Annotated in this window: 18 protein-coding genes and 1 tRNA gene; 14 read left to right on the top strand and 5 right to left on the bottom strand. The window is 44.0% G+C overall.

Features of this window, described 5'->3' with window-relative positions:
* The first annotated feature begins 8 nt into the window (after positions 1-8).
* The 6 genes from AC1DU2_RS09370 to AC1DU2_RS09345 all read left to right on the top strand — a co-directional run bounded on the left by AC1DU2_RS09370 (position 9) and on the right by AC1DU2_RS09345 (position 7,789).
* Complete coding sequence (locus AC1DU2_RS09370) at positions 9-1,337, top strand: peroxiredoxin family protein (protein WP_477383865.1); 1,329 nt, start codon at positions 9-11, stop codon at positions 1,335-1,337.
* A gap of 66 nt (positions 1,338-1,403) precedes the next feature.
* Entirely contained in the window at positions 1,404-2,072 is a 669-nt protein-coding gene (locus AC1DU2_RS09365) for a YceI family protein (protein ID WP_477383863.1), read from the top strand.
* Between the two features lie 190 nt (positions 2,073-2,262).
* Positions 2,263-3,225 carry a cytochrome-c peroxidase gene (locus AC1DU2_RS09360; protein ID WP_477383861.1) on the top strand — a complete coding sequence of 321 codons (963 nt, stop codon included), beginning with the start codon at positions 2,263-2,265 and terminating at the stop codon, positions 3,223-3,225.
* A gap of 103 nt (positions 3,226-3,328) precedes the next feature.
* Entirely contained in the window at positions 3,329-6,094 is a 2,766-nt protein-coding gene (locus AC1DU2_RS09355; RefSeq protein ID WP_477383860.1) for a TonB-dependent receptor, read from the top strand.
* Between the two features lie 10 nt (positions 6,095-6,104).
* Positions 6,105-6,935: a DUF4397 domain-containing protein gene (locus AC1DU2_RS09350; RefSeq protein WP_477383858.1), complete on the top strand. Its 831-nt coding sequence runs from the start codon at positions 6,105-6,107 to the stop codon at positions 6,933-6,935.
* A gap of 119 nt (positions 6,936-7,054) precedes the next feature.
* Complete coding sequence (locus AC1DU2_RS09345) at positions 7,055-7,789, top strand: superoxide dismutase (protein WP_477383857.1); 735 nt, start codon at positions 7,055-7,057, stop codon at positions 7,787-7,789.
* Positions 7,790-9,434: 1,645 nt separating this feature from the next.
* On the opposite strand, the gene AC1DU2_RS09340 is transcribed toward AC1DU2_RS09345, so the two are convergent.
* A complete protein-coding gene (locus AC1DU2_RS09340) occupies positions 9,435-9,620 on the bottom strand; it encodes a hypothetical protein (RefSeq protein ID WP_477383855.1) in 186 nt (61 codons plus the stop codon).
* Between the two features lie 40 nt (positions 9,621-9,660).
* Between AC1DU2_RS09340 and AC1DU2_RS09335 the strand changes: the two genes are divergently transcribed.
* From AC1DU2_RS09335 to AC1DU2_RS09320, 4 genes are all read left to right on the top strand, one after another.
* Positions 9,661-11,847 (top strand): GH92 family glycosyl hydrolase, encoded by a 2,187-nt coding sequence (locus AC1DU2_RS09335; protein WP_477383854.1) that lies wholly within the window; start codon positions 9,661-9,663, stop codon positions 11,845-11,847.
* A gap of 133 nt (positions 11,848-11,980) precedes the next feature.
* Entirely contained in the window at positions 11,981-13,099 is a 1,119-nt protein-coding gene (locus tag AC1DU2_RS09330) for a hypothetical protein (protein ID WP_477383853.1), read from the top strand.
* A 261-nt stretch (positions 13,100-13,360) separates the two neighbouring features.
* A complete protein-coding gene (locus tag AC1DU2_RS09325; RefSeq protein WP_477383852.1) occupies positions 13,361-13,519 on the top strand; it encodes a hypothetical protein in 159 nt (52 codons plus the stop codon).
* 434 nt (positions 13,520-13,953) lie between these two features.
* Positions 13,954-14,388, top strand: a complete 435-nt coding sequence (locus AC1DU2_RS09320) for a hypothetical protein (protein ID WP_477383851.1) — start codon at positions 13,954-13,956, stop codon at positions 14,386-14,388.
* Between the two features lie 362 nt (positions 14,389-14,750).
* Here AC1DU2_RS09320 and AC1DU2_RS09315 read toward each other — a convergent pair.
* Positions 14,751-14,838 (bottom strand) — tRNA-Ser (locus tag AC1DU2_RS09315).
* A 266-nt stretch (positions 14,839-15,104) separates the two neighbouring features.
* On the opposite strand from AC1DU2_RS09315, the gene AC1DU2_RS09310 reads away from it, so the two are divergent.
* From AC1DU2_RS09310 to AC1DU2_RS09295, 4 genes are all read left to right on the top strand, one after another.
* Complete coding sequence (locus AC1DU2_RS09310) at positions 15,105-16,076, top strand: polyprenyl synthetase family protein (RefSeq protein WP_477383850.1); 972 nt, start codon at positions 15,105-15,107, stop codon at positions 16,074-16,076.
* Positions 16,077-16,147: 71 nt separating this feature from the next.
* A complete protein-coding gene (locus AC1DU2_RS09305; protein ID WP_477383849.1) occupies positions 16,148-16,627 on the top strand; it encodes a group II truncated hemoglobin in 480 nt (159 codons plus the stop codon).
* 164 nt (positions 16,628-16,791) lie between these two features.
* A complete protein-coding gene (locus tag AC1DU2_RS09300; RefSeq protein WP_477356748.1) occupies positions 16,792-17,580 on the top strand; it encodes a diadenylate cyclase in 789 nt (262 codons plus the stop codon).
* 43 nt (positions 17,581-17,623) lie between these two features.
* Positions 17,624-18,457 carry a sterol desaturase family protein gene (locus AC1DU2_RS09295; RefSeq protein WP_477383848.1) on the top strand — a complete coding sequence of 278 codons (834 nt, stop codon included), beginning with the start codon at positions 17,624-17,626 and terminating at the stop codon, positions 18,455-18,457.
* A 114-nt stretch (positions 18,458-18,571) separates the two neighbouring features.
* Here AC1DU2_RS09295 and AC1DU2_RS09290 read toward each other — a convergent pair whose 3' ends face one another.
* The 3 genes from AC1DU2_RS09290 to AC1DU2_RS09280 all read right to left on the bottom strand — a co-directional run bounded on the left by AC1DU2_RS09290 (position 18,572) and on the right by AC1DU2_RS09280 (position 26,352).
* Positions 18,572-21,874, bottom strand: coding sequence for a GH92 family glycosyl hydrolase (locus AC1DU2_RS09290; RefSeq protein WP_477383847.1), 3,303 nt, complete (start codon positions 21,872-21,874; stop codon positions 18,572-18,574).
* Positions 21,875-22,092: 218 nt separating this feature from the next.
* Positions 22,093-23,220 (bottom strand): acyltransferase family protein, encoded by a 1,128-nt coding sequence (locus AC1DU2_RS09285; protein ID WP_477383846.1) that lies wholly within the window; start codon positions 23,218-23,220, stop codon positions 22,093-22,095.
* Positions 23,221-23,403: 183 nt separating this feature from the next.
* Positions 23,404-26,352 carry a beta-galactosidase gene (locus AC1DU2_RS09280; RefSeq protein WP_477383845.1) on the bottom strand — a complete coding sequence of 983 codons (2,949 nt, stop codon included), beginning with the start codon at positions 26,350-26,352 and terminating at the stop codon, positions 23,404-23,406.
* Positions 26,353-26,469: the final 117 nt, after the last annotated feature.

Here is a 26,469-nt window from a genome sequence, read left to right as displayed (position 1 = left end):
CTAATCAAATGAAAACCATCAACTTAATCACTTCATTCAAATGCCTGTCTGTGGGCTTATTGTTTAGTGGCGCAGCGGCGTTGGCTGCGGATAAAAAAACGCCTGTAAAGTTTATCAAACAAGGGCTATGGCGCGGCGTATTTACTGTGGCCGAAACTAAGGTGCCTTTCAACTTTGAACTAAAGGGAAAAGATGCCGGGCATGCTGTATTTACACTGATTAACGGAAGCCGCCGGGACAATTTCCACGTAAAGCAAATTGGTAAAGACTCCGTATTTATCAAAATGAATACCTATGATGCCGCCCTGGTGGCCAAAGTTCAGGAAGATGGAACGCTAAGCGGCGAATACCGCAGCCTGGTACCAGGTTTCAGGGGCAATTCTCTGCCTTTTACCGCCGAATATGGTAAAACCTACCGCTTTGTTGAACCAGGGAAGGACGTTGCGCCAACCGCCAACCTAACCGGAAAATGGGAGTTGAAAGTTTACTCAAAAGACCAGGTGCCCAACAAAATTGCCGTGTTAAAACAAACAGGCAATAAACTTACCGGCGTAATTATGCAGGTAACAGGCGATAGCCGCGAGCTGGAAGGTACGGTTCAGGGTGATGAGTTTCAATTATCAGGTTTTACCGGCCCAAGCCCTAAGATATACAAAGGCAAGATCAACGCTGATGGAACTTTAAGTGGCGAAATTGGCTCTGGCATTTATGACAATACCAAGTTTGACGCGGTTAAAGACGATAAAGCCGAATTGCCTGATCCGTATAAATTAACCTACCTGAAAGAAGGCTACAAAAAACTGGATTTTACATTTCCGGATTTAAACGGCAAACCAGTATCACTTAGCGATGATAAGTATAAAGGGAAGGTAACCATCATTGAAATTGTTGGTACCTGGTGCCCTAACTGTACCGATCAAACGGTGTTCCTATCACCGTGGTTCAATAAAAATCATAATCGTGGGGTAGAAGCAATTGCTATCGGTTTCGAACAAAAAGACAGCCTGGAGTATGCTAAATACACATTAGGTAAGCTAAAAGATAAATACAACATTCAGTATGATATCGTTTTCGGCGGACTGGCTGATAAAAAGCTGGTTTCACAGAAACTGCCCGCACTAAACAAATTTGTGGCATTCCCTACTACTATTATCATTGACCGTAAAGGCGATGTACGTGAAATATATACAGGTTACACAGGCGCAGTTACCGGCAAATATTACCAGGATTACGAAAAGAAATTCAATAAGTTATTGGATGAACTGATTGCCGAACCGGTACCGGCCAGCGCGGCCAACCTTACAGGTAACAACAATAAAGAACTTAAAGGAAAATAAACTAAACTAAATCCCGGCAGGGGTAACAGCCTTGCCGGGTACACTTAAACAACCATAAAAACCACCATGACCAAATTATCAGGCGCTGTATTATTTACAGCATTAGTATCGTTAACCGCGTTTACACCATCGGCTATTAAAAGTGTTAAACTGACCAAAGGCCGGTCTGCCACTATTAAAACCTCGCCAGTAGGTAAAAAATTTAAAACATCAACCTTTAAGGTAGATAATGAAAGCAGCAAACTCACCTGGGCTGCAAAAAAAGCCACAGGCGATCATAATGGCGAAGTAAAGGTAAGTAACGGCAACTTTGCCATTGAAAATAACACCCTTAAAGGCGGCAACTTCGACATAGACCTTAACACCATTACCGATGCTGATATTACCGACCATGCATCAAACGATAAACTGGTGAGTACTTTAAAAAGCGAAACATTTTTCAATACCGAAAAATTCCCGAAGGCTAATTTTGTAATCTCATCGGCCACAAAAACTACCGGCAACCAATATGATGTTAAAGGCAAACTGACTATAAAAGGCATTACCAACGAGGTAAGCTTCCCCGCGACAGTAACCGTGAGCGGCAAAAAGCTGGCGGCTACCGCGAAGATCACCATCGACCGTACCAAGTACGATATCAAGTTCCGTTCGAAAAACTTTTTTGAAAATCTGGGCGACAAAGTGATCTATGATGATTTTGATTTGAATGTAAACCTCAACGCTGTGGCGCAATAAACGCCAAAGCTCAACACAATTTTTAATAGATAAAATGGGCCACTAAACAGGTGGATGGCTATTGCTTTGACTAAAAACAGCATTTAAGAACTCGCGTAAAGTTTGGAAACGGATGTGTAGCCGGGGCGCATTGGGTACCCTGGCAACTATCCGGACAAGTTTATCGGCAGCAACATGAATGCATAAGGATATGAAAAAAGGAAATATACTTCTGGTTATTACAGCTATCAGTACATTGATAAGCTTTATGAGTTTTGTGGGCACTAAAGATGATGTGCAAACCAAAGAGCAATTGGGCGAAAAGCTGTTTTTCGACCCGATACTATCTGGCGATAATACCATCAGCTGCTCCTCATGCCATAAACCGGAGTTTGCTTTTGCAGATACCGCTACCTTTAGTGTAGGGATAAAAGGAAACCTTACTTCCAGAAATTCGCCCGGGTTAACTAACCTGTCCGGCCGTCCGCATCTGTTTTGGGACGGGCGCGCTTCGTCGCTGGAAGAACAGGCACTTGGGCCTATTACATCGGCTACAGAAATGGGGCTTCCTATTGAGGATGCCGTTAAAAAATTAAATGAAAATAAATACTATGCCGATGCATTTCAAAAAATATTTAAATCAGCACCCACCAAAGATAATCTGTTGAAAGCCATAGCCTCTTTTGAGCGCACACTTGAAACTTCCAACAGCCCCTATGATCGCTATATTAATGGCGACGATAATGCCTTGTCTGTTTCGGCAGCGCGTGGCCGTTTATTGTTTATTGGTAAGGCCAATTGTAACAACTGTCATTCGGGCGAGGATTTTACTGCCGATAGGTTTAAAAGTATCGGTTTGTACAATGGTAAAGATTTGAATGATCCGGGCCGGTCAAAAATCACCAACAACAAAACAGAAGAAGGGGAATTTAAGATACCCAGCCTGCGCAATGTTGCAGTTACCGCTCCTTACATGCACAACGGAAAGTTTAAAACTTTGAAAAGTGTGGTTGAATATTACAACAACCCATCTCTTATTGTGAAGGATGGCATTAACCGGGATTTGTCATTGGATAAACCGCTAAACCTGAATGATGGGGAAGTAAATGATATCGTAGAATTTTTAAAGGCCCTTACCGACGATCGTTTTAAGCAAAAAATCGCCTCAAACTGATAATAACTCCCCTGTTAAATAATTAATTAATCATGGACATATGCTGTGCATGCGGTGTAAAAAACACCGTCTTAGCCACTGCTTTGTCTAAAACTATTGTAAAATGAAAAAAGTTGTACTCCTGCTTATATTTTTCAGCCTGGCATACGGGCAAAACATATTTGCACAAAAACGAACGGTTAGCGGAATAGTTACCGCTGCCGATGACAAGGCCCCTTTACCGGGCGTATCAATACGCATTAAAGGATTGAATGAAGGCGCGGTTACCAAGGCCGATGGTACTTTTACTATCGTAGTGCGTAATGGCAAGTACCTGGTGTTTTCCTTTTTAGGGTATGAAAGCCAGGAAGTTGAGATAGATGGACTCAAAGAGTTCAATATTGTTTTAAAACCAGCAGGTAATAATCTTAACGAGGTGCAGATTGTTGGCTCGCGTAATGCCAACCGTACCAAGCTCAATTCCGCATCAGCTGTCGATGTTATTGATATCAAGCCTTTACTTGAATCGGCCCCGCAAGTGAGTGTTACACAAATACTACAGTACATTTCGCCATCGTTCCACTCGGTTAACGGTAGCAATGCGGGTGATGCAGGTTCGGCGCTTAGCTTAGCCCAGTTACGGGGGCTGGGACCGGATCAGGTGCTGGTACTTGTAAATGGCAAGCGCAGGCACAAAAGCGCAAACGTAAATTATGGTGGCCTGGGCAATGGGTCTACAGGATACGATTTAAACTCCATTCCGTCGGGGTCAATTGACCGCATCGAGATATTACGCGACGGCGCGGCTGCCCAATACGGATCAGATGCAATAGCCGGCGTTATCAATATTGTGCTTAAGAAAAAAACAGATGACCTTGCTGTTAGTACTTCGGGCAGCACCCGAAGGCGTGGCGACGGGGCAATAACCCGTACCAGCGTAAACTATGGGGTTGGTTTAGGCAACACAGGCGGCTATATTAATGCTACTGCCGAATACGCCACGCAGGCTATCGCGCTGCCCGCCGGAAGAAAAGACGCCGGATTATACAATGGTCCTATTTATGGCGGCGGTGCCAATACCCGCGCTTATGATGCCATTTATACCAAAGAAATTGACGACGCCATTTTGAAAAGCCGTGGTATCGACCGTCATTTTTTTGATCAACGTGGCGGCGGGGCAAACGCTGGCCAGGATGCATTACTGTCTTTTAATGCAGGCTTCCCATTAAATAAGACTACCGATATATACGCTTTTGGTGCTATCAGCAGCCGTAATTCTCAGTTTACCGCCGTTTACCGTTTGCCGGGCTGGACATCAAGGAACAATAATTTTATTTATCCGGATGGGTTTTTACCTGCCATGGAAAATAATATAGTAGATGGATCAATTGCCGTAGGTATAAAAGGAAAGGTTGGTGATTGGAACGTGGATCTATCTAACGTGTTTGGAAAAAATAGTTTTACCAATAGGGTTGATAATTCTTTAAACGCCAGCCTGGGGCTAAAAAGCCCTACCAGTTTTGATGCAGGGAGATATAATGCCGGACAAAATACCACCGGGCTCGACTTCAATCGTTACTTTGAAAAAGCTTTAAAAGGCCTGAATGTGGCTTTTGGAGCACAGCATAGGATAGAAAGCTTCCAGATCATCGCCGGTGAAGAAGGGTCGTATTCAAAGGCAGATCAGCGTACTATTGTTGATGTTGATACAACTGTTGGCGGTATTCCCTATTTGTCAAATGCGGGGGTAACGTCGCTGAACGGCCTGGCCGCAGGTTCACAGATCCACTTAGGTTTCCGGCCCGAAAACGCGGTCAACGTAAGCCGTTCAGTAACTGCCGGGTATGCCGATGTAGAACTCAACGTAACCAAGGCCTGGCTTATATCGGGTGCCGGGCGTGCAGAGTATTTTTCAGATTTTGGCAATGTATTTACCTGGAAAGCTGCCACCCGTTACAGTTTTGCCAGGTGGCTCAACATCCGCGGATCGGCCAATACAGGCTTCCGGGCACCAGACCTGGCGCAGTCTTATTACACCTCCGTTTCTACTACATTTCAGCAGGGCAGAGGAGTGGATATTTTAACCGCATCAAATCAAAGTGCGGCAGCAAGGGCATTAGGTATTCCTAAACTTACGCCCGAAAAATCAAAAGGATATGCACTGGGCCTTACATCGGCACCCGGCAGTAACGTTGAATTAACCGTTGACGCTTACCTGATTAACATCGATAACAGGGTAGGTAATACGGGTAACTTTACCTCAACAGATGCCAATCTTCCGGCAGATGTTAAAACGCTTTTTCAGCAAACAGGCGCGGCACAGGCAAATTTCTTTTACAATGAATTCAGCACCCGTACCAAAGGGGTAGAATTTACCGGTAGTTATAAAGTATTGCTGGCTAAAGGAAATATCAATTTCCTCTTCGGCGGAAACTTTTCAAAAAACGAGGTCACCAAAGTAAATACTCCGAAGGGACTGGAAGCTTATAAGAATGTGATACTGAGCCCAGGCGAACGGGCCAGGGTTACTACAAATATCCCTGCACAAAAAATTAACCTGCAGGGGATTTACAGCCTTGACAAATTCACTTTCCTGTTAAGAACAGTGTATTTTGGCAAAGTTACAACAGCCTCCCTGCTCAGTGCTGCCGACCCGCTTAACCCGGTATATTTTTACCAAACCCTGAAACCCATCTGGGTTACCGACTTTTCGGTAGGATACAAATTTACCTCCAAACTACAGGCTACTGCCGGTGTAAACAACGTATTTAATGTATTGGGCGATTATACCGACCCATCTATAGCCGGTTTGCGCAACCCTACTGTTGTGGGTATTCAAAACGGCAGTGCAGGCATTCAGCCATTTATCAAACTATCCGCTCATTTATAAGCTACATATCATGAATAAGAAAAATTATAATAAATACAGGTTGGTGTTAAAACCAGCGCTATATCAATTAACCTTACTTTTAGCGGGTGTATTGTTTATGGCAACCTCCTGCAAAAAAACAGACTACCTGAATATTAACGATGCAAACAGGCCGGCACTTGCAGCACATATCAGTTTTGTAAACGCAAGGCCGGTAAACGTTGGTATCCAGTTTTGGACGTATACCACCCAGGTAACCAAAACGGCCGTAGCCATAAACGCGAAAACCGACTACCTGGACACTCAGTTTGGCGATGTACAGATCAACTTTACAGAAGGTACTAATACATCTTACAAAGCGTCACGCCAGTTTGGCAACAGTGCTGCTTTTACAACTACGGGTGGCCCCAACGGGCCCATAGCTACTTACTATCATACGGTATTTGCGGTAAAAAACACCAAAGCCACAGCCGATTCACTCATCCTTTTTTATGATGACCTGAGTGCGCCCGCTGCCGGTAAGGCCAAAGTGAGATTTGTACACCTGGCACCCGGCAATGCGGCTGTTGATTTTGGAATTACCGGACAGGCTGCCCTGTTTACCAATACGGTGTACGGCCGTGCGGGCGGATCAATACTTTCTGGTACCGGATTCAACGTTTGGTCACTTGGCCCGTTTGTTACCGTTGATGCGGGTACGGTTAACTTCTCTGTAAGCAAATCTTCAGATCATTCTGCGGTAAGTATACTGAACAACAAGTTAACCAATGTAGTGCTGGCGCCTGGTAAAATATATACCATTTACATCAATGGCACACCGGGCACCAATGATGTTGGCGCAACTATCATTACCCATAATTAATAAAAAACATAGCACAAATAGCAGTGATTTAATAGATGTGCCAATGGAGCTGTCCCGGTTTTTTTTCCGGGAAGCTTTATTTCTTAATCAATCAATTTCATAACTAATCAACATCCATCATGAAAAGCAATAATCGCAGAAAATTTATTGAAAATGCAATAAAAGTAACCGCTGCCATCGCCGTAACCGGGCCGCTGATCTTAAGCAGTGAAGACACGTACGCGACCTCGAAAAGCCCAGCAACTATACCGGGCGATGTGCTGAAGTTTGCACAAGTACCGCTGGGCTTTGATTATAAAGCGCTGGAGCCGCATATAGATGCGCTCACAAACGAGATACATTATAGCAAGCATCATGCTGCTTACATCAAAAATGTAAATGAGGCTATAGTTGCCGAAAAATTAAGTTTTACTACCGAAAAGGAGTTTTTTGATCACGCTTCACAGCTTTCGCCCAAAGCGCGTAATAACGGGGGCGGGGCCTGGAACCATAATTTTTTCTGGCAAAGCCTTACGCCAAACTCAACCGCGCCTGATGGAAAGATCAAAGACGCTTTGAACGGGGCATTTGGATCTTTTGACAAGTTTAAGGAACAATTTACGCAGGCTGCGTTAACACGTTTTGGATCGGGCTGGGTGTGGCTGGTGATTGTTAACGGTAAGCTAACCGTCGCTTCTACAGCTAACCAGGATAATCCATTGTTTGATAATGCTACAGTAAAAGGTGTTCCTTTGCTGGCACTTGATGTTTGGGAGCACGCCTACTATCTTAAATACCAAAACAGGCGTAATGAATATGTTGCCGGTTGGTGGAATGTAATTAACTGGAGCGAGGTTAATAAAAGGCTGGGATAATGGCAAATACAAACGATTTCGCCGCTCCTTAATGGAAGTGGTATAACACACTTTTTTTACGAACATTTACTGTTTATGCGGCAATAACCATTATACCGGTTGTTCCTTCATTTTACAACCAGGACTTTGATGCCGGTTTTTCAGTAGCAAATTACCCCTGGAGATGGTTGGATGTGATCAGTCAGAATAGCCGCTGGTTCTTCAGCATCCAGCCTTGTAACCCATCGTGAATTTTCAGGCCGATTATTCGTTTGTTAGTATCTATGGGTCAACAACATGATTAGTAGTCGGTTTGGTTTCGAGGAAAGCGACCGCTACTATCCTATGAATAGGTACACAAGCAATTTTCATATATCCAGTTTTGAAATTAGACTTATCAAAAGGCCATTGATTATCAATTGCACACTTCCGCTTACCACCATCCCGGCATCGTAGTATTGCGCCGTTATCGCGAACCTTATATCGTTCCGCTTTGTAGATACAACCTACTTCCTGATTAAAATCATGGACAGATGTTTCATTTGGCATTTTCCACTTGCTTATGTCCTGCCGGACGGTTAATATCCTAATTGAACTTTTACCAACTGTATTTATTGATCTGTTTGATGGCGCCATTTCGTAACTTCAAATTGTAAGGTTATCGAAAAATATTTAATGAAAATAATAGCCTGTGCCATGAAATCTATCTTATTAAATTGGTATGGATCAGCTTGCTCGCCGTTACGCTGGATTGGATAGTTAAGCCTAACGATCCAAAAAATGAACCAATAAATAATATTGAAATGTTAAAAGGATATTCATCAGGAAGGCACAACAGGTTTGCAATCGTTTTATTTCTACTTACCGCCATTTAGGTAAATGCAAATGGTCAAGCTGAAATAAACGAGAAAAATTTTTCAAACTACGTGGCTAACCCCACGCCTTGCATCAAAATCCTCCTATTGAAATGCCCATAGGGGCTATTTAGCCAGAGAGCTGGTCAAAACAGATACTGATTCGCCCTGAAAATGGAGCAATGGGAAACCTTGATAAGTTATATCCTGTGGCAATGAACCACCGAAATGATTGGTTAAGCGTTAATTGCGATAAATGCTGACTTTGGCCCTATTGAACAGACGGTTTGGTACCCTTAATTCGGCATAAATAACTTGCTTAAATCAATCGCTCGATTGCCTTATTGTACATATTTATTGACGAAGCGTACATCGCACCACCTACATCGCACCAGCCTAAAAACTTATGATTATTATTGCTCATATAAACCGGCCTATTGCCCATAGACCCTCACAAAAAATGAAATAATGATAAAAAAGAATAGCCTGGCAGCGGGCGTGTTGCTGCGAACGCTCATATCGCCGATCGCGTTTTTGCGGGAGGCGCTTCTATGCGATACTTTGACCAAGCCAAAACTGGTTGCGCGTCAATTCCACTTTACGGAGGGCTCTTCGGTCGAAAAAAAGGGAGTTGTTTTTTTACTGAGCAATATAATAACAATATCTGGACATATGATACCGATGGAAAGCTGCAGACGCCAAAATAGTAAAATAATAAAGTGGTGGTAAGCAACCCGGACGTGGCTAACCCGGTTTATGTAAGATACGCCGGGAGCGATGAAAGCAGCGTTACCCTGTATAATAAAGAAGGTTTACCCGCAGCGATATTTACCTTTGAACAATAATAAACCAATGGAAATAAGCTTGTAAAAATACACATCGGTAAAATCATATACAGCGTGAATATAGCCGGTTTTATTACGCCGAAGGTGGCGGCCCAAATCGGCTTTCCAAAGCTTAGCACCGCTATGCAAATAACCGGGTACTACAAGGGGCATTTATTTGCCAGCTATTAAGTACCCGATAATTATAAATAACATGAAAAGAAACGTTTTACTAACTGTATTATTTTTTCTGGCAACAACCTATGCCCAAGCCCAGAAAAAGACCCCGCCAACGCCCGTAACATCTTACGTAAACCCTTTATTGGGCACCGCTACTTTATGGGACCCTAAAGATCTTGGCTTTGTGCCTACCTATCGTAGCTGGGGCGCTGAAGTATTTCCCGGCGCATCCTTACCCAACGCGATGGTGCAATTAACCCCGGTAACACAATTCCATAGCGGTTCTGGTTACCAGTATGAGGATACTGTTATTTATGGCTTTGCTCACACCAGCAAAGGCCACTGGAATTTATGTAACATTCCGCTGATGCCCGCATCAGGCAGCAATTTTTCCGCTGATGATTATGAGTCGCCTTACAGTCATAAAAACGAGTCGGCTCATCCTGGCTATTATCAGGTTTATTTGCAGCGTTATGGTGTAAATGCAGAACTAACTTCAACCTTACGTTGTGCATTCCATCGGTATACCTACAAATCAAACACCAATAAAAAACTCATCGCCGACCTGTCAATGGCCAATGAAGGAGTACGTAGCTGGAAAATTGACCGCGTGGGCGACGATGTGCTAATCGGGTTTCAACAGACCGGCGAAAAAATGTATTTCTACGCGGTGTCTAATCACAAGATCACCGGAATAGACACCCTAACCGCGGTCGCTTCTGCAACCCAGGCCCACGGCCGCCGGGAAAGGCCAGCAGGACCGAAAAAGACGCCGGTGATCAGTTTTGGAGATGCCGCAAAGCCTTTGGAATTGCAAATCGGCTTTTCCTATGTTTCTGTTGAAAATGCTAAAGCGAACTTGCAGAAGGAAATGTTGGGAAAGACCTTTATACAAGTTAGAACGGAGGCCATCGCCGCATGGAACAACTTGCTCGGCAAAATACAAGTTACGGGCGGTACGGATCGCCAGAAAGGATTATTTTATTCCTGCCTTTATCGATCATTCCTTTGGCCTGCATTACGAAGTGATGCCAACGGCGATTTTACCGATATAAGCGGTAAGGTGGTCAATAAGGGCTTTAATTATTATACCGAACCATCCATTTGGGACGACTATCGGAACAAAGATGTATTGTTGGGCATGTTATCGCCAAAAGTACTTAACGACGTTATACAATCGCTGGTTGACAAAGGTAAAATAAGTGGCTTCATGCCGACATTTTTTCACGGCGACCACGCCTCGGTAATTATCGCGGGATCGTATTTAAGAGGACTAAGAGATTACGATGTAAAAGGCGCCTACGAACTGATGTTGAAAAACGCTACCGTTGAGGGTACCCGTAAATACATAGATGAATACAATACAAAAGGCTACATAGCCGAAGACGCGGTAGAAAAACCTACGCTTGGCATTGTCCGAAAAGCTGCAGTTACCAAAACCCTGGAATATGCTTATGACGATTATGCTACCGCCAGGTTAGCGAAAGCGTTGGGCGACACCCAAAGCTATGATATGTTGATGAAGCGTGCTGGTAACTATAAAAATGTTTTTAACCCCGAAACAGGGTTTATGCAAGGCCGTTTGGCCGATGGCAGTTGGGTAAAGAATTTCGATCCGGGCTTTGTATATTACGAATACATGTACCGCGAAGCGAATGCCTGGGAGTCAACTTTCTTTGCCCCGCATGATCCAAACGGGTTAATCTCACTTTTTGGCAGCAAAGCCGCTGCAGAGAAAAAACTGGATGCCTTGTACACTACGCCATATAATGGACGCGAAGCAGCTAATATGTCGGCCTTTATTGGCAATTACTGTCAGGGTAATCAACCTGACCATAGCACTACCTATTACTATTATTTTGTAGGTCAACAACCAAAAGCGCAAATGTACCTGGATAGTATAATGAATCATTTTTACGGCATGGGTAAGTACAAACTGGCCTATCCAGGTATGGACGATGCAGGCGAAATGTCGGCTTGGTTTGTGTATAATGCGATGGGATTTTATACATTTTCGCCTGCTGATCCGAAATATATTGTTACTGTGCCACTGTTCGATAAGGTAACGTTGAGCCTGGGTGCAAAACCTGCCACCATTATTAAAAAAGGTAAAGGCCGCAAAATAACGGGTATAGCCTGGAACGATCAAAAAGTAAACGGCTATTTTATTGACGATACAGACTTGAAGAAAGGTAAAACCCTGACAATTACTACGCAATAGATGATCAAATCCTGAAAAAGCGGCTGTTTTTTCAGGAAACTTAACTTTCTGCAAACATATTATCCAATAATGCCCGGTTACCAACTATTTAAATAGCCGAAAATTCAATAACGAATATTAATCGATAATTATCATGACACACATCAAAAGTATCCTTGTAATTTTGTTTTTGTTAGGTTTCACAAATCTTGCCGCTGCACAAAAGAAAGATAAAACTGTGGGAGCGAAAAATGTATTTTCAAGGGCCACACCATGTATGGACGTGCTTAATCTTTTTACAGCTCCTAATGTTCCTGAAGTAGGCCCAGGTGAAACCCCTGCTGTTGCGGGTAGCTGGGTTAAAGGAGAAACACCTGCAAACCTGCCGGGTATGGGGTTGGCGCAGCATTCTATGCTGCTGGTGGGCGAAAACTACGATAAAATGTTCCTGGTTAATAAAGGCAAAGTGATCTGGACCTATTCTACAGGTACAAGCTATGAATATGATGATGTATGGATGCTTTCAAATGGTAATATCCTGTTTTCCCGAATGGAATATGTAGAAGAAATCACACCGGATAAAAAAGTGGTGTGGCGTTATGATTGCGATCCCGGACCCGGACCTAAACATACCGAAATTCATACTTGTCAACCTATTGGCCTGGACAAGGTGATGTTTGTGGTGAACGGTTTTCCGGCCAAACTGATGGTTGTAAATATTAAGACAGGTGCTGTAGAGGTTGAACATGAGCTTCCATATTCGCAACCACCGAACCCAGATAACATCCATGGCCAATATCGGAGGGCCCGTATTACCGCCGATGGAACTTATCTCGTTTCCGTTTTTGGACTAGGATATGTTGTAGAATACGACAAGGACTTTAAAGAAATCTGGAGGTACGCTTGCAGGCAGCCATGGTCGGCTCTTCGTTTAAAAAATGGAAATACATTGATTACCAATGAGGCCGACTCAAAGGCACAGGAGGTTAATAAAAAAGGGGAGACAGTATGGGAATTCAATACTAAAACCGACCTGCCGGAGGCGTATCGGTTTGCTACCGCGCCCCAAACCTGTACCCGTTTAGCCAATGGTAATACCATTTTTACATCGCGGGGTGACAATAATGGCAAGGGCCCGCAGATGGTAGAAGTGACCAGGGACAAGAAGGTTGTCTGGGTAATGCAAGACTGGAAGACCGTAGGCCCGGTCACAACGGTGCAGGTTCTTGATGATCCGGGCATTCCTGAAATTCCTGGTCAATCAGAACATTGATGGCTAAAATATCTAAACTTTTATGCGCTACATACTAACTTTTTCCGCTAAATTTTGACAATACACTTTTTAATGATTCAGCGTTTGTCTCACCTACAAGAGGCGAACGCTGAATCATTAAAATTTGATCTTGCCTGCAAATAACATTATTAGCGCTAAATGTTATAAACCAATTAGGCTTATAAGAAAAGGCTTGCCCTATTGTTCTGGCCGGGATTGAATGGGCCTACTTTATAGGTAAACACAAGATAACTTTCAGTTATGATATTTAAGGTAGGAGATAATGTAGATAATTGGAATGCCCAAAACGCAGACGGCCGGGTTGAACGCGCATGGGGTGAAGTGCCGCAGCTGGTTCAGGCGAAACATTACTCCAACCCGGATGCTGCAGACCGTGTCGGACAATATGCCACCAGTTAGGAAACATTATATGAGAGTTCCCCGGCACGTTTCCCAGCTATATATAATCTTAACGATGTCAATAATCTTGAGAGGTATGAAGAAAGCACTGCTGATGGAAAAGGCTCAGGATCAAAGATACCGAACAATTCAAAATTATATGAACAGCTGAAAAAAGTAGAGGAGGGACAGAAAAAATTTCAGACTAATAATTAAAACTTGCCGATTCCATATATCATCAAAACTATACGCCATGTCAAGAAATATATATGTTATGACACCCCGGAAAAGGAGATTCTTCGGAAATAGACGTAATCAGGACCTATGCCGAGAATAAGTTACTTAACGCCGTTTTAAATATCTAACCCATCGAACCTTTATCACGATCAAATCTTCCGGCAGGAAGCTCTATGTCAGATAAGTCAGCACTATAAAATCAACTATGACACCTTGATATGAAAACAATTAAGAGACTCGCAATCATTTTCATCATTTTGCACCTGGTAGTGATTATCTCCTACGCTCAATCTGATGAGAAACAATTTGTCGGCACCTGGGAACTGGCGCGGCAATCGTACAATAATATTCCAATGAAAGCCCCTGACGGTTATCTCAAAATTTTTAATGCCGACAAGACTTTTGCTAATATGCTCATGCAGAATAATAAACCTATTACCACACACAACGGCACTTATAAAATTGACGGTCAGTATTACTTGGAAAAAACATTATATCGAAGCCCAACAATGATAAGTAATTCTCCTTTAGGTACAGACTTTAAGATAAGGTTTGAATTTAATCAGGAGCATACTGAGCTTACGCTTAACTTTACCGCAGCAAATGGAATACAGGTTGTAGAAATTTGGAAAAAGCAGGTCGTTGCTATTTAATGTTATTCTAACTAAGTATTGGAAACTGTCAATGATAAACCGGTGCTGTTCCTTCACCGGTAATTTTAGATCTCTTTACGTAAAAGAGTAGTGCAAAAGATTTGTTCATCGCGGGTCGCTTTTTAAGTGAATAAAAGTAGTTTTTAATCATACTGAAATTAAGATGTTTTGTTATTTAATATATTGATTTTCAGGCCTTTATAAGATTTCTGATGACCTGTTGGTTTTTGGCTTCGACGGGTCACCCCCAGAGGTCACCAGAAGTATGCGATTATTTGGTTTATTTTGACTTTTGACATAAACAGAAAACGCCGTAAATTATTTATTTACAGCGTTTTTGTTGTTTTTTAAAATATACTTAGCGGAGAGGGAGGGATTCGAACCCTCGATACCCTTTTGAAGTATACACACTTTCCAGGCGTGCTCTTTCGACCACTCAGACACCTCTCCGTATTTGCTAAATGGATTGCAAAGGTAAAATATTATTGCATTTGCCGCTAATAAAAAAGCGGGCACCTTTTTTAAGGTAACCCGCACACACAAAACTTTAACTCAACTTATAAATATGGCAATCATTGGTATTGACTGTTTGCTGACCAGATAGTTTAATTTGGGTAAAAAATATTCTGCATCAATGCAGATAAATAATTTTAGCTTATGTTTGCCTCATATTGCCACATGGCAGTTTTACACCCATAAAAGCTTGTTTAGTTTAAATGCTGAGCATCAACGACATTAAGAAACCTATCGCTGCCGATATTGATGCGTTCGAGGAGAAGTTCAAGTCTTCTATGCATAGCTCGGTACCGTTACTGGATCGTATTACCCATTATATTGTTAAACGTAAGGGCAAGCAAATAAGGCCAATGTTTGTTTTTTTTGCTGCCAAAATTTGCGGTGGCATCAATGAATCTACCCACAGGGGGGCGGCTTTGGTCGAGTTGTTGCACACCGCTTCGCTGGTGCATGATGATGTGGTTGATAACTCTTACCAACGGCGCGGTTTCTTCTCCATCAACGCTTTATGGAAAAACAAAATTGCCGTTTTGGTTGGCGATTACCTGCTATCCAAAGGTTTACTGCTTTCTATCGAAAATAACGATTTTCAATTACTGCGCATTGTTTCGGAGGCAGTTAGGCAAATGAGCGAAGGCGAACTGATGCAGATAGAAAAAGTGCGCCGGATGGATATTGGCGAACCTGTTTATTACGAGGTCATCCGCCAGAAAACTGCTTCGCTTATTGCTTCCTGCTGCGCCTGCGGGGCCTCATCGGCCGGGGCAAGCGACGAGGTGGTTGAAAAGATGCGCCTTTTTGGTGAAAAAATAGGCATAGCGTTTCAAATTAAAGATGATATGTTTGATTTTGGTACCGACGATGTGGGCAAGCCCCTGGGTATTGATATCAAAGAAAAAAAAGTTACCCTTCCCCTTATTTATTCGCTGGCCAATACCACGCCGGCTGAAAAGAAAAGGATCATCAACCTGGTTAAAAACCATAACGACGACCCTGCCAAAATTGCCCAGATCATAAGATTTGTGAACGAAACGGGCGGTTTGCAATATGCCGAAACCCAGATGAAAAAATACCAGGACGAGGCTTTTGAAATTCTGAACACCTTCCCACCGAGCGATTCGCATAGTGCGCTGGAGCAGCTGGTACGTTTTACTACCGAACGGAATAAGTAAAGATTCCTGATTTAATTCCACATTTTAGGTTGTTCTCTGCTATCTTTATTTTGAATTAATGGCATCAAGATATGACAGCTAAGAAAATCCCTTCGCTTTTTGAGTGGGCCGGTGGTATGCCGGCGTTTGAAAGGTTGTTTGATAAGTTTTACGATAAGGTTTTGGCCGACGAACTGCTGGAGCCGGTATTTAAGCACATGTCGGCACAGCACCGCCTGCATGTTGCCCATTTTGTTGCCGAGGTTTTGGGCGGACCTAAAACTTATAGCGAGGAGGAGGGCAGCCATTTTATTATGATAAGCAAACACCTGCAAAAATACCTGACCGAGACCCACCGCAAACGCTGGATGGAACTGTTGCTGCAAACTGCCGACGAATTACAACTACCCAACGACCCCGAATTCCGGTCGGCATTTTTGGCTTACCTGGAGTGGGGTACACGCATTGCGGTTATCAACTCAAAAGAGAGCGAAGCAACCGAGGCTATTGATGCACCAATGCCCGCCTGGGGTTGGGGTGTGCCTGGTGGCCCATATATGCCGGGTAACTAATGCGGATAGTCCTTAGTCGAAAGTCTTAAGGTCTAAGTCAAAAAAAGAGCAAATTCGACTTATGGCTTATAACTTACGACTTAGTGCTGTTAACTAAATTAATTTACGGCTTTCCGTTATAACAACTGTACTTTTTAACTTGCCGAAACTTGTTAACTTCGTAAATGCAATCCTTTTTAAGCAGCCTTAAAATTACCCCTTTTGCCATACTGGATATCCTGTTGCTGGCAACCATCATATACCAGCTTTACAACCTGCTGCGTGGTACTATAGCCGCTAATATTTTTATAGGGCTTGCATTTATATACCTGCTGTACTTTATTGTGCCCGAAACCAAAATGCCGCTATTGGCCGGCATCCTGAAAAAGGTGGTTGATGTAGGTATTATCGTGGTGATCATCGTTTTTCAACAGGAAATCCGGAAGTTTTTGCTGCTGGTAGGTAAAAACGCATCCTTGCAGCGCAATAAGGCCTGGTGGCAGTATTTTTTTGGTAAAAAGGAGGTGGAGAAAAACAACTACGCCCGCATTAAACCCATTATTGATGCCTGTAAAAGCCTGAAGCAAACTAAAACCGGCGCCCTCATTGTGTTTGCCAAATATTACGACGAGCAGTTTTATCAAAATAGTTGTGAGGTTGTTGAAGCCCGGATATCTAAACGATTGCTGGAAAGTATTTTTCAAAAAACAAGCCCCCTGCATGATGGGGCCGTGGTGATTGCCGAAAACAAGATTAAATCGGCCAGCTGCATTTTGCCGCTGACCGAGAAGACCGATCTGCCCGCGCAATTTGGCCTGCGCCACCGTGCAGGTATCGGCGTAACCGAAGCCAACGAAGCAACTGCCATCATTATATCCGAAGAAACCGGCGAATTATCCTACGCCAAACAAGGCCGGGTAAAAATGAACATCAGCTTTGCAGAGCTGGAAAAACTATTGAATAAGGATTTTTAGTTTCAACTATATAAACTAACCATTGTTAAACGTTTAATAACAGATGTTTAAAAGTTTCCGCATAGATGATCTGATCACCATATCCAACGTTTTACTTCGGCTGGCTGTGCGTTACCTGTTATTTGCAGGATCATTTTACCTGGTGTTTTATGTGTGGAAGAATAAAACCATCTGGCGCGCCAAAATACAGCAGCGATATCCCGAAAATAAACACGTGATCCGCGAGGTGGTGAACTCATTTATCACCATCATTATTTTCGGCCTGGTTATCATGGGTGTTATTTACGCAAGTAAAGCTGGGCTAACCCGCATTTATCCCAATATCAGCGATAAAGGATGGGGTTATTACATCTTCAGTATTGTGCTGATGATATTGATGCATGATACCTATTTTTATTGGACACACCGTGCCATGCACTGGAAGCCTTTATTTAAAGCGGTACATAAAACCCATCACCTATCTACCAATCCAACCCCATTTGCGGCATACGCTTTTCACCCGCTTGAGGCTGTTATAGAAGTAGGCATTGTGCCCCTGATAGCTTTCACCTTTCCGTATCATGGCACAGCATTAACCCTGTTCTCGTTATATTCACTATTGCTTAATGTAACAGGGCACCTGGGTTTCGAGCTTTTTCCGAAAGGCTTCGCCAGCAATAAGCTGTTTAAATGGCATAATACATCAACCCATCATAACATGCACCACCGCCTGGTTAAATGCAACTACGGCCTTTATTTTAACATCTGGGACAGGCTGATGGGCACCAACCACCCCGACTACGAAAAAAAATTTGACGAAGTGGTAAAAAAGCGCACAGCGCCTGTTGCAGCTAAAACCAACGATGAGGAATTGGTGGCTGAAGCGCAGGTGAGGTAAAACTGTTTGTAAGGGGGAGAGGACTAACTTAACCGCCACCCCGATAAACTATAGAACAATAAAAATGCTTTTCTCCTACATATTATCCGATAACTTTTAAAGTTGGCAATGTAATTAATTGGGGCTGTCTGTTGGTTTTTCAGTTTTTACTATCTGCAATACTTCATCAGCGCTTAGGGCGGCCTGGTAAACTTTTACCTTATCCATATATCCATGAAAAATCCTTTCAGATGGAAACTCCTCATTCCTACCCAGGGTCCATTTGTTGGTTATAGATAGGTTTGCCGTGGTTTCCATCACGGTGGTGCCCGCCAATACGCCATCAATATATAGGTAGAGTGTTTTACCCGTGCATACTCCGGCAATGTGGTGCCAATGGTTATTCCAATTAGCGGGCAGGTTAACGGTGCAATCGCCACGGCCCCAGCCGCCGGCAAAAAAAGTAAGCGTTTGATGATCTGTTACCTGCAAAACGTGGCTATCGCCTTTGGTTATCATATCAACCAATCCTTTTTCGTTCCCGGTGGGGTATACCCAGCCCATCATGGTAATGGTTTCGGCCATGTTATCCAGGGCGGGAGTGCTGGGAACCTCTACAAAAGTATGCTCATTAAACCCCAGCCTGCCGCTGGTTTTAGGTTTCTGAGTAATGGTAATTTGCCCGTTATGCTGAAATCCGGAGTTGTCTTTTACTGAATTATTGGCCGAATAATCTATAGGAGAAAGATCAAGCAAAAGCGATTCAACATTGTCTTTATACACCTTATAAACCACCTTTTGATCACCCGTGGATATCCTTTGGAATCCTTTTGAAGCGCCTGCCAGTACGTGTTCTATCACCCTTTTTTCGCCGGGTTCCAAAACAACGGTATCGGTAAAAATCAAGGAGCCGTTTTGGGTTATTGGGATGTTAAAAGTATGCTTTATGCCGCCAATATTTTGGACGATATAAGCGAGATGCTGCGGCTCATTAACTTTAAGCATTGCGGTAGCGGTAAGGCTTGTAATTTTGAAAGGATAAGCCGGCGGATTTGGCGGCAGTTTTACATCAACCATAACCGGGGGCAGCCCCTCCAGTTTAAGTTCCGTTTTTCCGATGGGGTAAAGCCGGCATACCAACGAGCCTGTTTGAGTGCCACCCGAAACTACCATGCAATTTTTGTAAGCATACGGTTTGCCATTTACCAATAGCGTAACAATTTTAACGCCGGTAGCACCCGAGTTACTGACTGAAAAATGAACAGTGAAAGGTTCATCGGGCGCAACATTGTTTTTTGACACCGAGCAACTCAATATTTTAAAGCCAGGGTTTTGTTTTGTTTCCGATAGCTCAACAGGGTTATTATTATTTGGCCAATTGCCTGCCTTACCTGCTAAATCAAAAATCATCGAACCTCCGGCTGTTAATACCGAATGCGGCAGGCTTAGCTGCTGCCAGGGTTTGCCATTAACAGTTAAACCCTTTACGTAACCTTTTGCATCTGAAACATTACTACTTACAGTAAAGTGTTTTCCGTTTGGCAGGTGCAGTGTAACAGATTTGAACAAGGGCGTGCCGATAGCATAGTAAGGCCTGCCGGGACAAACCGGGTAAATACCCATGGCGCTAAAAATATACCAGCTGGATGTTGAGCCCAGGTCGTCATTACCCGGTAAGCCGCCGGGGCTGTTGCTAAAACGATGCAGCATAATTTTTCGTAACCATTTTTGGGTTAATGCCGGTTTGCCTGCCTGGTTAAAAAGGTAGGGCAAATGAAATACAGTCTCGTTATCAAACAGGATCACATTATTGCTAAGCGCCGAATCGAGCCGGCGGGCAAATTGGTCGGTGCCGCCTGTGAGGTTAATAAGGTCTTTTGTGTTTTGGGGCACAAAGTAAGAATAAACCCACTTATCCCCTTCTTTATAACCCGACATGCCGGGCTGTAATTTAAACTCATTATCGTTGCGGGGCAACAGCAATAGTTGATCGTTATTTAAAAGGTTGCGGTAGCTGTAGCCCTGGTTTGCCAAAAGCTGGTAGTCTTTATCATTATGGATAACCTTTTTTGCAAATCGTGATAAGGCCCAGTCGTCATAGGCATATTCAACAGTGCGGGTAACCGACTCGGACCGGGTGAAGGGGATATAACCTTTTTGATTAAAGATCTCCATATCCGGCTGGACAAACGGCGGCTCCAGTACGCTTTTCTTCATGGCGATATAAGCCAGCTGCTTATCAAAACCGGTGATGCCTTTCAGGTAGCTATCTACAATAATGGGTATAGCGTGGTTGCCTGTCATAGATTCGGTTGGCAGGTGGCCGGTTTGTTTGTAAATATCCAGCATGGATAAAATCACATCCCGTTGCTTATCCGGGTAAAGCAGGGTAAGCAGGGGGTGCAACGAGCGGAAAGTATCCCAGGGAGAGAAAGCCCCATATTGGTGAGCGCCTGTTTTCTGGTGGATGTTGCCATCGGTCCCCATATAACGGCCATCAACATCGTCGATAACCCAGGGGATTAAAAGCGAATGATACAGGGCGGTATAAAAAACAGTTTTATTGGCATCGTTGCTGTCGGTTACATCAACAACAGCCAGTTTTTTTTGCCACTCATTGGCGGTGCGTTTATGCAGCTGGTCAAAGGATAATGCTCCTATTTCCTGGTCTATATTGCGCTGGGCACTTGCATAACCAACTGTGGAAGCACTCAATTTAAGCCCGATAACTTTATCGCCCTTTACAGATGCTGCAAAACTGAAGATCCAGCCACCGTCAACCTGTTCTTTTGAGATAAAAGGCTCGGTAAAATTGACAACCATGTTGCCACCGGAGGCCTGGATTATACTCGGGGATATTACGCTGATCTTGCCGGCTTCGCTGATAAACAACTGCGGTGATGAACCGGCAGCAAATGTAAACCGGAACATGCCCGTACGGGTTGTTGCTGCGGCCTCTACGGTACTGTGGTCGTCATCAAAACTCACCTTATAGTAGCCGGGGCTTGCCGTTTCTTTGCTGTGCGAGAATTTTCGGCCGTATTTACGGGGTTCAAATCCATCAACTGCTTTAACCGGCATCACATAAAACCTGCCGGCTGAGCCCTCGGGAAAGCCACTCATATGCCTGAAGCAGCTAAAATAACAAATAGCACTATCGCCGTAGTTATAGCCCTTTCCAAACCTGGTTTCGGGGCTTAACTGCATGAAACCCGATGGCGCCACAGCACCAGGATAGGTGCCGCCTTCGCTGCCCCATTTAGTAAGTACATTACTTTGGGCTGTGCCGATGAAAGGGTTTACATAGGGCAGGTGGTTTGTTTGTTGGGCTGAGGCGGTGTGGGATAGGAAGAGGGTTAAAATGAAAGTTATGAGCCGTAAAATCCGCGGAATACTCAAAGGGCTGTCATCCTGAGCCTGTCGAAGGATAGCGGACAAAGGCCTCTCCGCGCGACCCTTCGACAGGCTCAGGGTGACAGCCCTCCTTACGTCGAAAATAGAACACATGACGGGTAGTCCCGTCGAAGCATCGTGGGCAAAGGCATCCCAATCCTGCAAAGTTCGGGATTGCTTCGTACCTCGCAATGACGGTAGAATAGACATTTTATCTACGTATAATACCATTCTCCAATAATATCCTAACACCTTTAACATTATCATATTTTAATGTATATCTTCCTTTTATCCAACACATAAGCCACCAGCCAGCACAGCAACATGTAGCAAATGGCAAATACCAGTGTGCCCAGTGCGCCGGGGAACGCCCGCTGGTAAAATACCCGGTTTATCCAATCGTAAAAACTCAGTTTGGGAGCTACCCATATGGTTTGAAAAACGGTAAGCAGCAATTCAGATAACAAGTAGATGGCTAATGAATTACGCCCCAGGATGAGGAAAAAGTTGGTGCCACGTTTTACTTTTTCTATTTCGATAACAAATATCAGCAGGGCCAATATGGCAAGGTCGATACCGATGGTGAGCACCGAGAAAGTGCTTGTCCATAGTTTTTTGGCTATCGGGAAAAACTGGCCCAGGAACAAGGCAGATACGATAAGCAATCCGCCAAATATCATGAGTTTGGCCACTGTTTCGTAAGTTTTACCTTTACGCTGGATGAACGCGCCGGCTAAAAAACCGCCTATCACATTTACTATCCCGGTTAGTGTGCTTAGTAAACCTTCGGGGTCAAAAGCTATGGGGCCACCTTTGTCGTGGTATAAATGATCGTTGCCAAGCAATACAATATCCAGTTTGGTGCCCGCATTGCCCAGCATGGTATACTCCTTACCTGCCTCGCCAAATAGGATTAAAAACAACCAGTAACCAACCAACAGTAACCCCGATATAATAACCGCCGTTTTTTGAGAGCAGTAGTGAACAATCAAAGCACCAAAAAAGTAACACAAGGCTATACGCTGCAATACACCCATTATACGGGTATGGTTTAGCGGGTTAAAAGCCCAGCCATCGGCAACGCGGTGAAAGAACGGGAACCAGTACATGAGGTAACCTAATAAAAAGATGATAACCGTACGTTTAAATATTTTGCTGATAAAGGCGGCATCCGATTCAAACTTCTTTTTAGAGAAGCTTAAGGCGTTACCCACCGCAAACAGGAACGACGGAAAAACCAGGTCGGTTGGTGTAAAACCTATCCATGGGGCGTGGTCAAGCGGTGTCCATACATCCGCGCCCGAGCCGGGGGCGTTTACGATGATCATGAAACAGATGGTCATCCCCCTAAAAATATCTAATGCTGTAAACCTTTCAGTACTTAGTGCCATGTTTTATTGATTATTTCTTTACTATATGCTATTTGGTTCAAACGGCCCGGTGTATTAGATTCCTCTCTCAAGAGGCGGCAGGGGTGTGTTATCGCGCGTTCAAACACACCCCTGCCATTACACCATTCCTGCCCGCCCCCTCTCAAGAGGGGAATTTAAAACCAAATAACGAATACTCATTGATTATTTAATATCTGTAGTTGTTTGTGTTGTAGCGCGGCCTGCTTCCGGTTCGGCCACTATTAGTGTATCACCGGGCTGTTTGCCATCTTCATCATAAATCACCAATTGATTGGGGCCTGTTTTTAGCCAGCATTCGGGAATGTATAAACTGGTAATGGATATCTTTTCCGGGTACCGCCCAATATTGTGCCCGTTAACCCATACCGAGCCATGCCCCAGCCCCTTAGGCTCAAACCGCCAGATAAAGGTTTTTCCTTTTGCCTGTGGTACGGTAAACGATGACTGGTAAAAACAAGGCGCATTGGTTTTAACCTTGCCGGTAAATTTTTGCCAGCCTTTTAAAGCCAGCGCATCGCCGGGGCCGCCTTTCATTTTCCAGCCGGTTACGGCCGGCGCATCGCCAATGGCATTAATTTTTACAGGCTGATCGATACCGCCCTCGTTAGAGTAGTTTTCTATAAACACAGCAAGCCGTATAGGTGCTGTTAAAGTAGTGCCGTCGGTTATATTCACTTCAAAAGGCTGGTTCCAGCCATCGTGTTTAAATACCTGTTTGCCATTGATGAATATGGTAGCATTTTCATCCACACTTTTAAACTGCAGGGTTATTTTTGATGTGCCTGCGGGCTGTTGCGGTATAGTTGTGGTAAACCAGCCGTATCCTTCCTTTAAATTAAAAACATCGGTGTTTATTTTATAGGGTTTAAATGTGGTGGTATCAAAAGCTGGTGGCCCTTGTTTAACATCGCTTATTTTATTGGCCCTGGCAAAATACCAGTTACTTAACTCGCTGATAAACGGACCTCCTTTTTTGATGAGCGCCGGACCAAACAGCCCTTTACTGTCTACCTCATCAATCGGGCCAAGGTAAGCGRCCAGTTTGTCCCTTCCATCATGCGCAGCAAAAATGGCGAGGGTATGTTTCCCTTTTTTCAGGTCGAGCGTTAGCTCTCCATCGTTCAGTTTCCATTTAGCGGCAGGCTTACCATCAACAAAAGCCTGCCCTCTGCCGCCGCCTTTTACCTGTAAGGTGTATTTACCGGCGGTAGAGGTGGTAATTGTGGTACGATACCAGGCATCGGCAGTTACATCGCCGTCGGCACCCATCGGAACCGGATTTTTTGAGGATAGCCATTTGCCCGCATTATAATTTACAGCCGCCGCGCCCGCAGCATTTTTAAATTCCCAGTTGTTGAGTGCAATGGCTTTGGGCTGATTGACCTTTGGTGATGGAATCTGTTTTAAAAGCACCGTTTTTTGAGCCGTGTAAATCCAAACCGGTCCGTTTTTATCTTTTAATAATGGCTGCTCTATATCAGCGGTAAAAGGGTGATCATTAATATCGATTTTTCCTACATAATCTGCACCACATATAATGTAGGGGGTATTGTGCGGCTTATCGATATAGGTTTTATCTGTTAGTTGCCTGTTCATGGCCAGTACACGGATGGTTTGCGTACCTGCTTTAAAGCTATACTCTAATGGCTGGGTAATGGAGGGCATAGTTAGGTTGATGCTTACATTTTCGCCATCAATTTTTACGTTGGGGTTTCCTGTTGATGCCTTGCCCTGGGTTTTAAAATATAGGGCAAGGGGTGTACCGGCTTCGGCATCTGTAACAATGGTAGTAACATCTCCCTGGTTAATCGTAATAAATACCCGGGTTAAAGCCCAGTTCAGCATCACCTCATCATTAAGCTTATAGTTATGGATCAGCGGATAAATCTCGCCGGGTAAAATGGTAACTTTATTGCCAGGCACGTTATCATCAATGTGCAGTTGGGTTGTTATCGCCTCTTTACCTGTATTATCCAGGAAAACAATTTCACTGGCGGGGCTTTTGCGGGCACTTACTTTTACCGTTGGTTCCGAAACAATTTTGCTGTGCTGGTCAGTATTGTTTACACTATTTGCCAATACATCCTGAAATCTGCGGGCAAACAAAGCCGCCCGTTTAAAGGCATAATATATCGGCCTTAAGTCGCCTGCCTGGCCAATGGCCGCGCCGTAATCGTACGATGCCGCGTCTTCGTCGTTATTGGTGTACCCAAAGTTCGATCCGCCGTGCACCATGTAATAATTGTAACCATTGCCGCCGTTGGCGATGATTTTCCAGGTGCGCCTGTCGTAAAGCTGGTCGTCGCCCGGTTTGGCGCCGTATTGCGAATACCATACACTCCAAAACTCGGTAGAAAACCAGGGATTTGGCCGCGCAGCGTCGTCCAGTTTGCCATCTCCTGCCGGGTCGCTGGCGTGGTGCAGGCCGCTAAAAAAGTAAGGCACCTGCAGGCCCATACTCAGCGCCTTGGTTTGCAAATGTTTAAAATAGCCATCGGGCATAACAGTACCCCATCCTTTGGGATGCTCGTTCTCCAGCTGCACCATTATCACCGGCCCGCCTTTGTTTACCTGGTTATTCATCACGATAGGTAAAAGGTGATCAAAAAACCTGTCGACATATTTTTCAAACAATGGATTATCTTCCCGAACACTCAGACCTTTTTTAAACTTAAGCCAGATGGGGTAACCGCCGTTATCCCATTCGGCACAGTAATACGGACCAACGCGTACAATGGCGTACATGCCTAATTCATTAACCTGTTTTAAAAACAGGTTCAGATCGCGGTCGCCGGTAAAATCAAATTTGCCTTCCTGGGCTTCGTGAAAATTCCAGATGGTGTAAATCTCGATACAATTAAATCCCGCACGCTTGATGCGCAGCAACCTATCGTACCAAAGCTGGTGGGGGATACGGGCATACTCCAACCCTGCAGATACGATGAACGTTCGACTGCCATTTATCAAAAAGCCCTTGTTATCAAAATTGATATAGGGTTTAGCCGCTGCAGATGGCGGAAAGATGTGGTCGTTACTATCCTGGGCTTTTATGGTTGTATTGAATGCCAGGCAAATCAGAATTGTTAGAAAGAGGTATGTGCTTTTGATCATGTGTTTATGATTCAATGTATTTTGTTGTTGTGGATAATGCGGGCTTCTTCTTTCATCTTTTGACCAACTTTCGTGTCATTTGAACGCTGGCGACGACTCACCCCGGCTACGCTGCGC

It is taken from the genome of Mucilaginibacter sp. P4_C11 (assembly GCF_056402115.1).
Note: the sequence above shows the minus strand (reverse complement) of the source record. Positions and strands in the feature narration are given on the sequence as shown.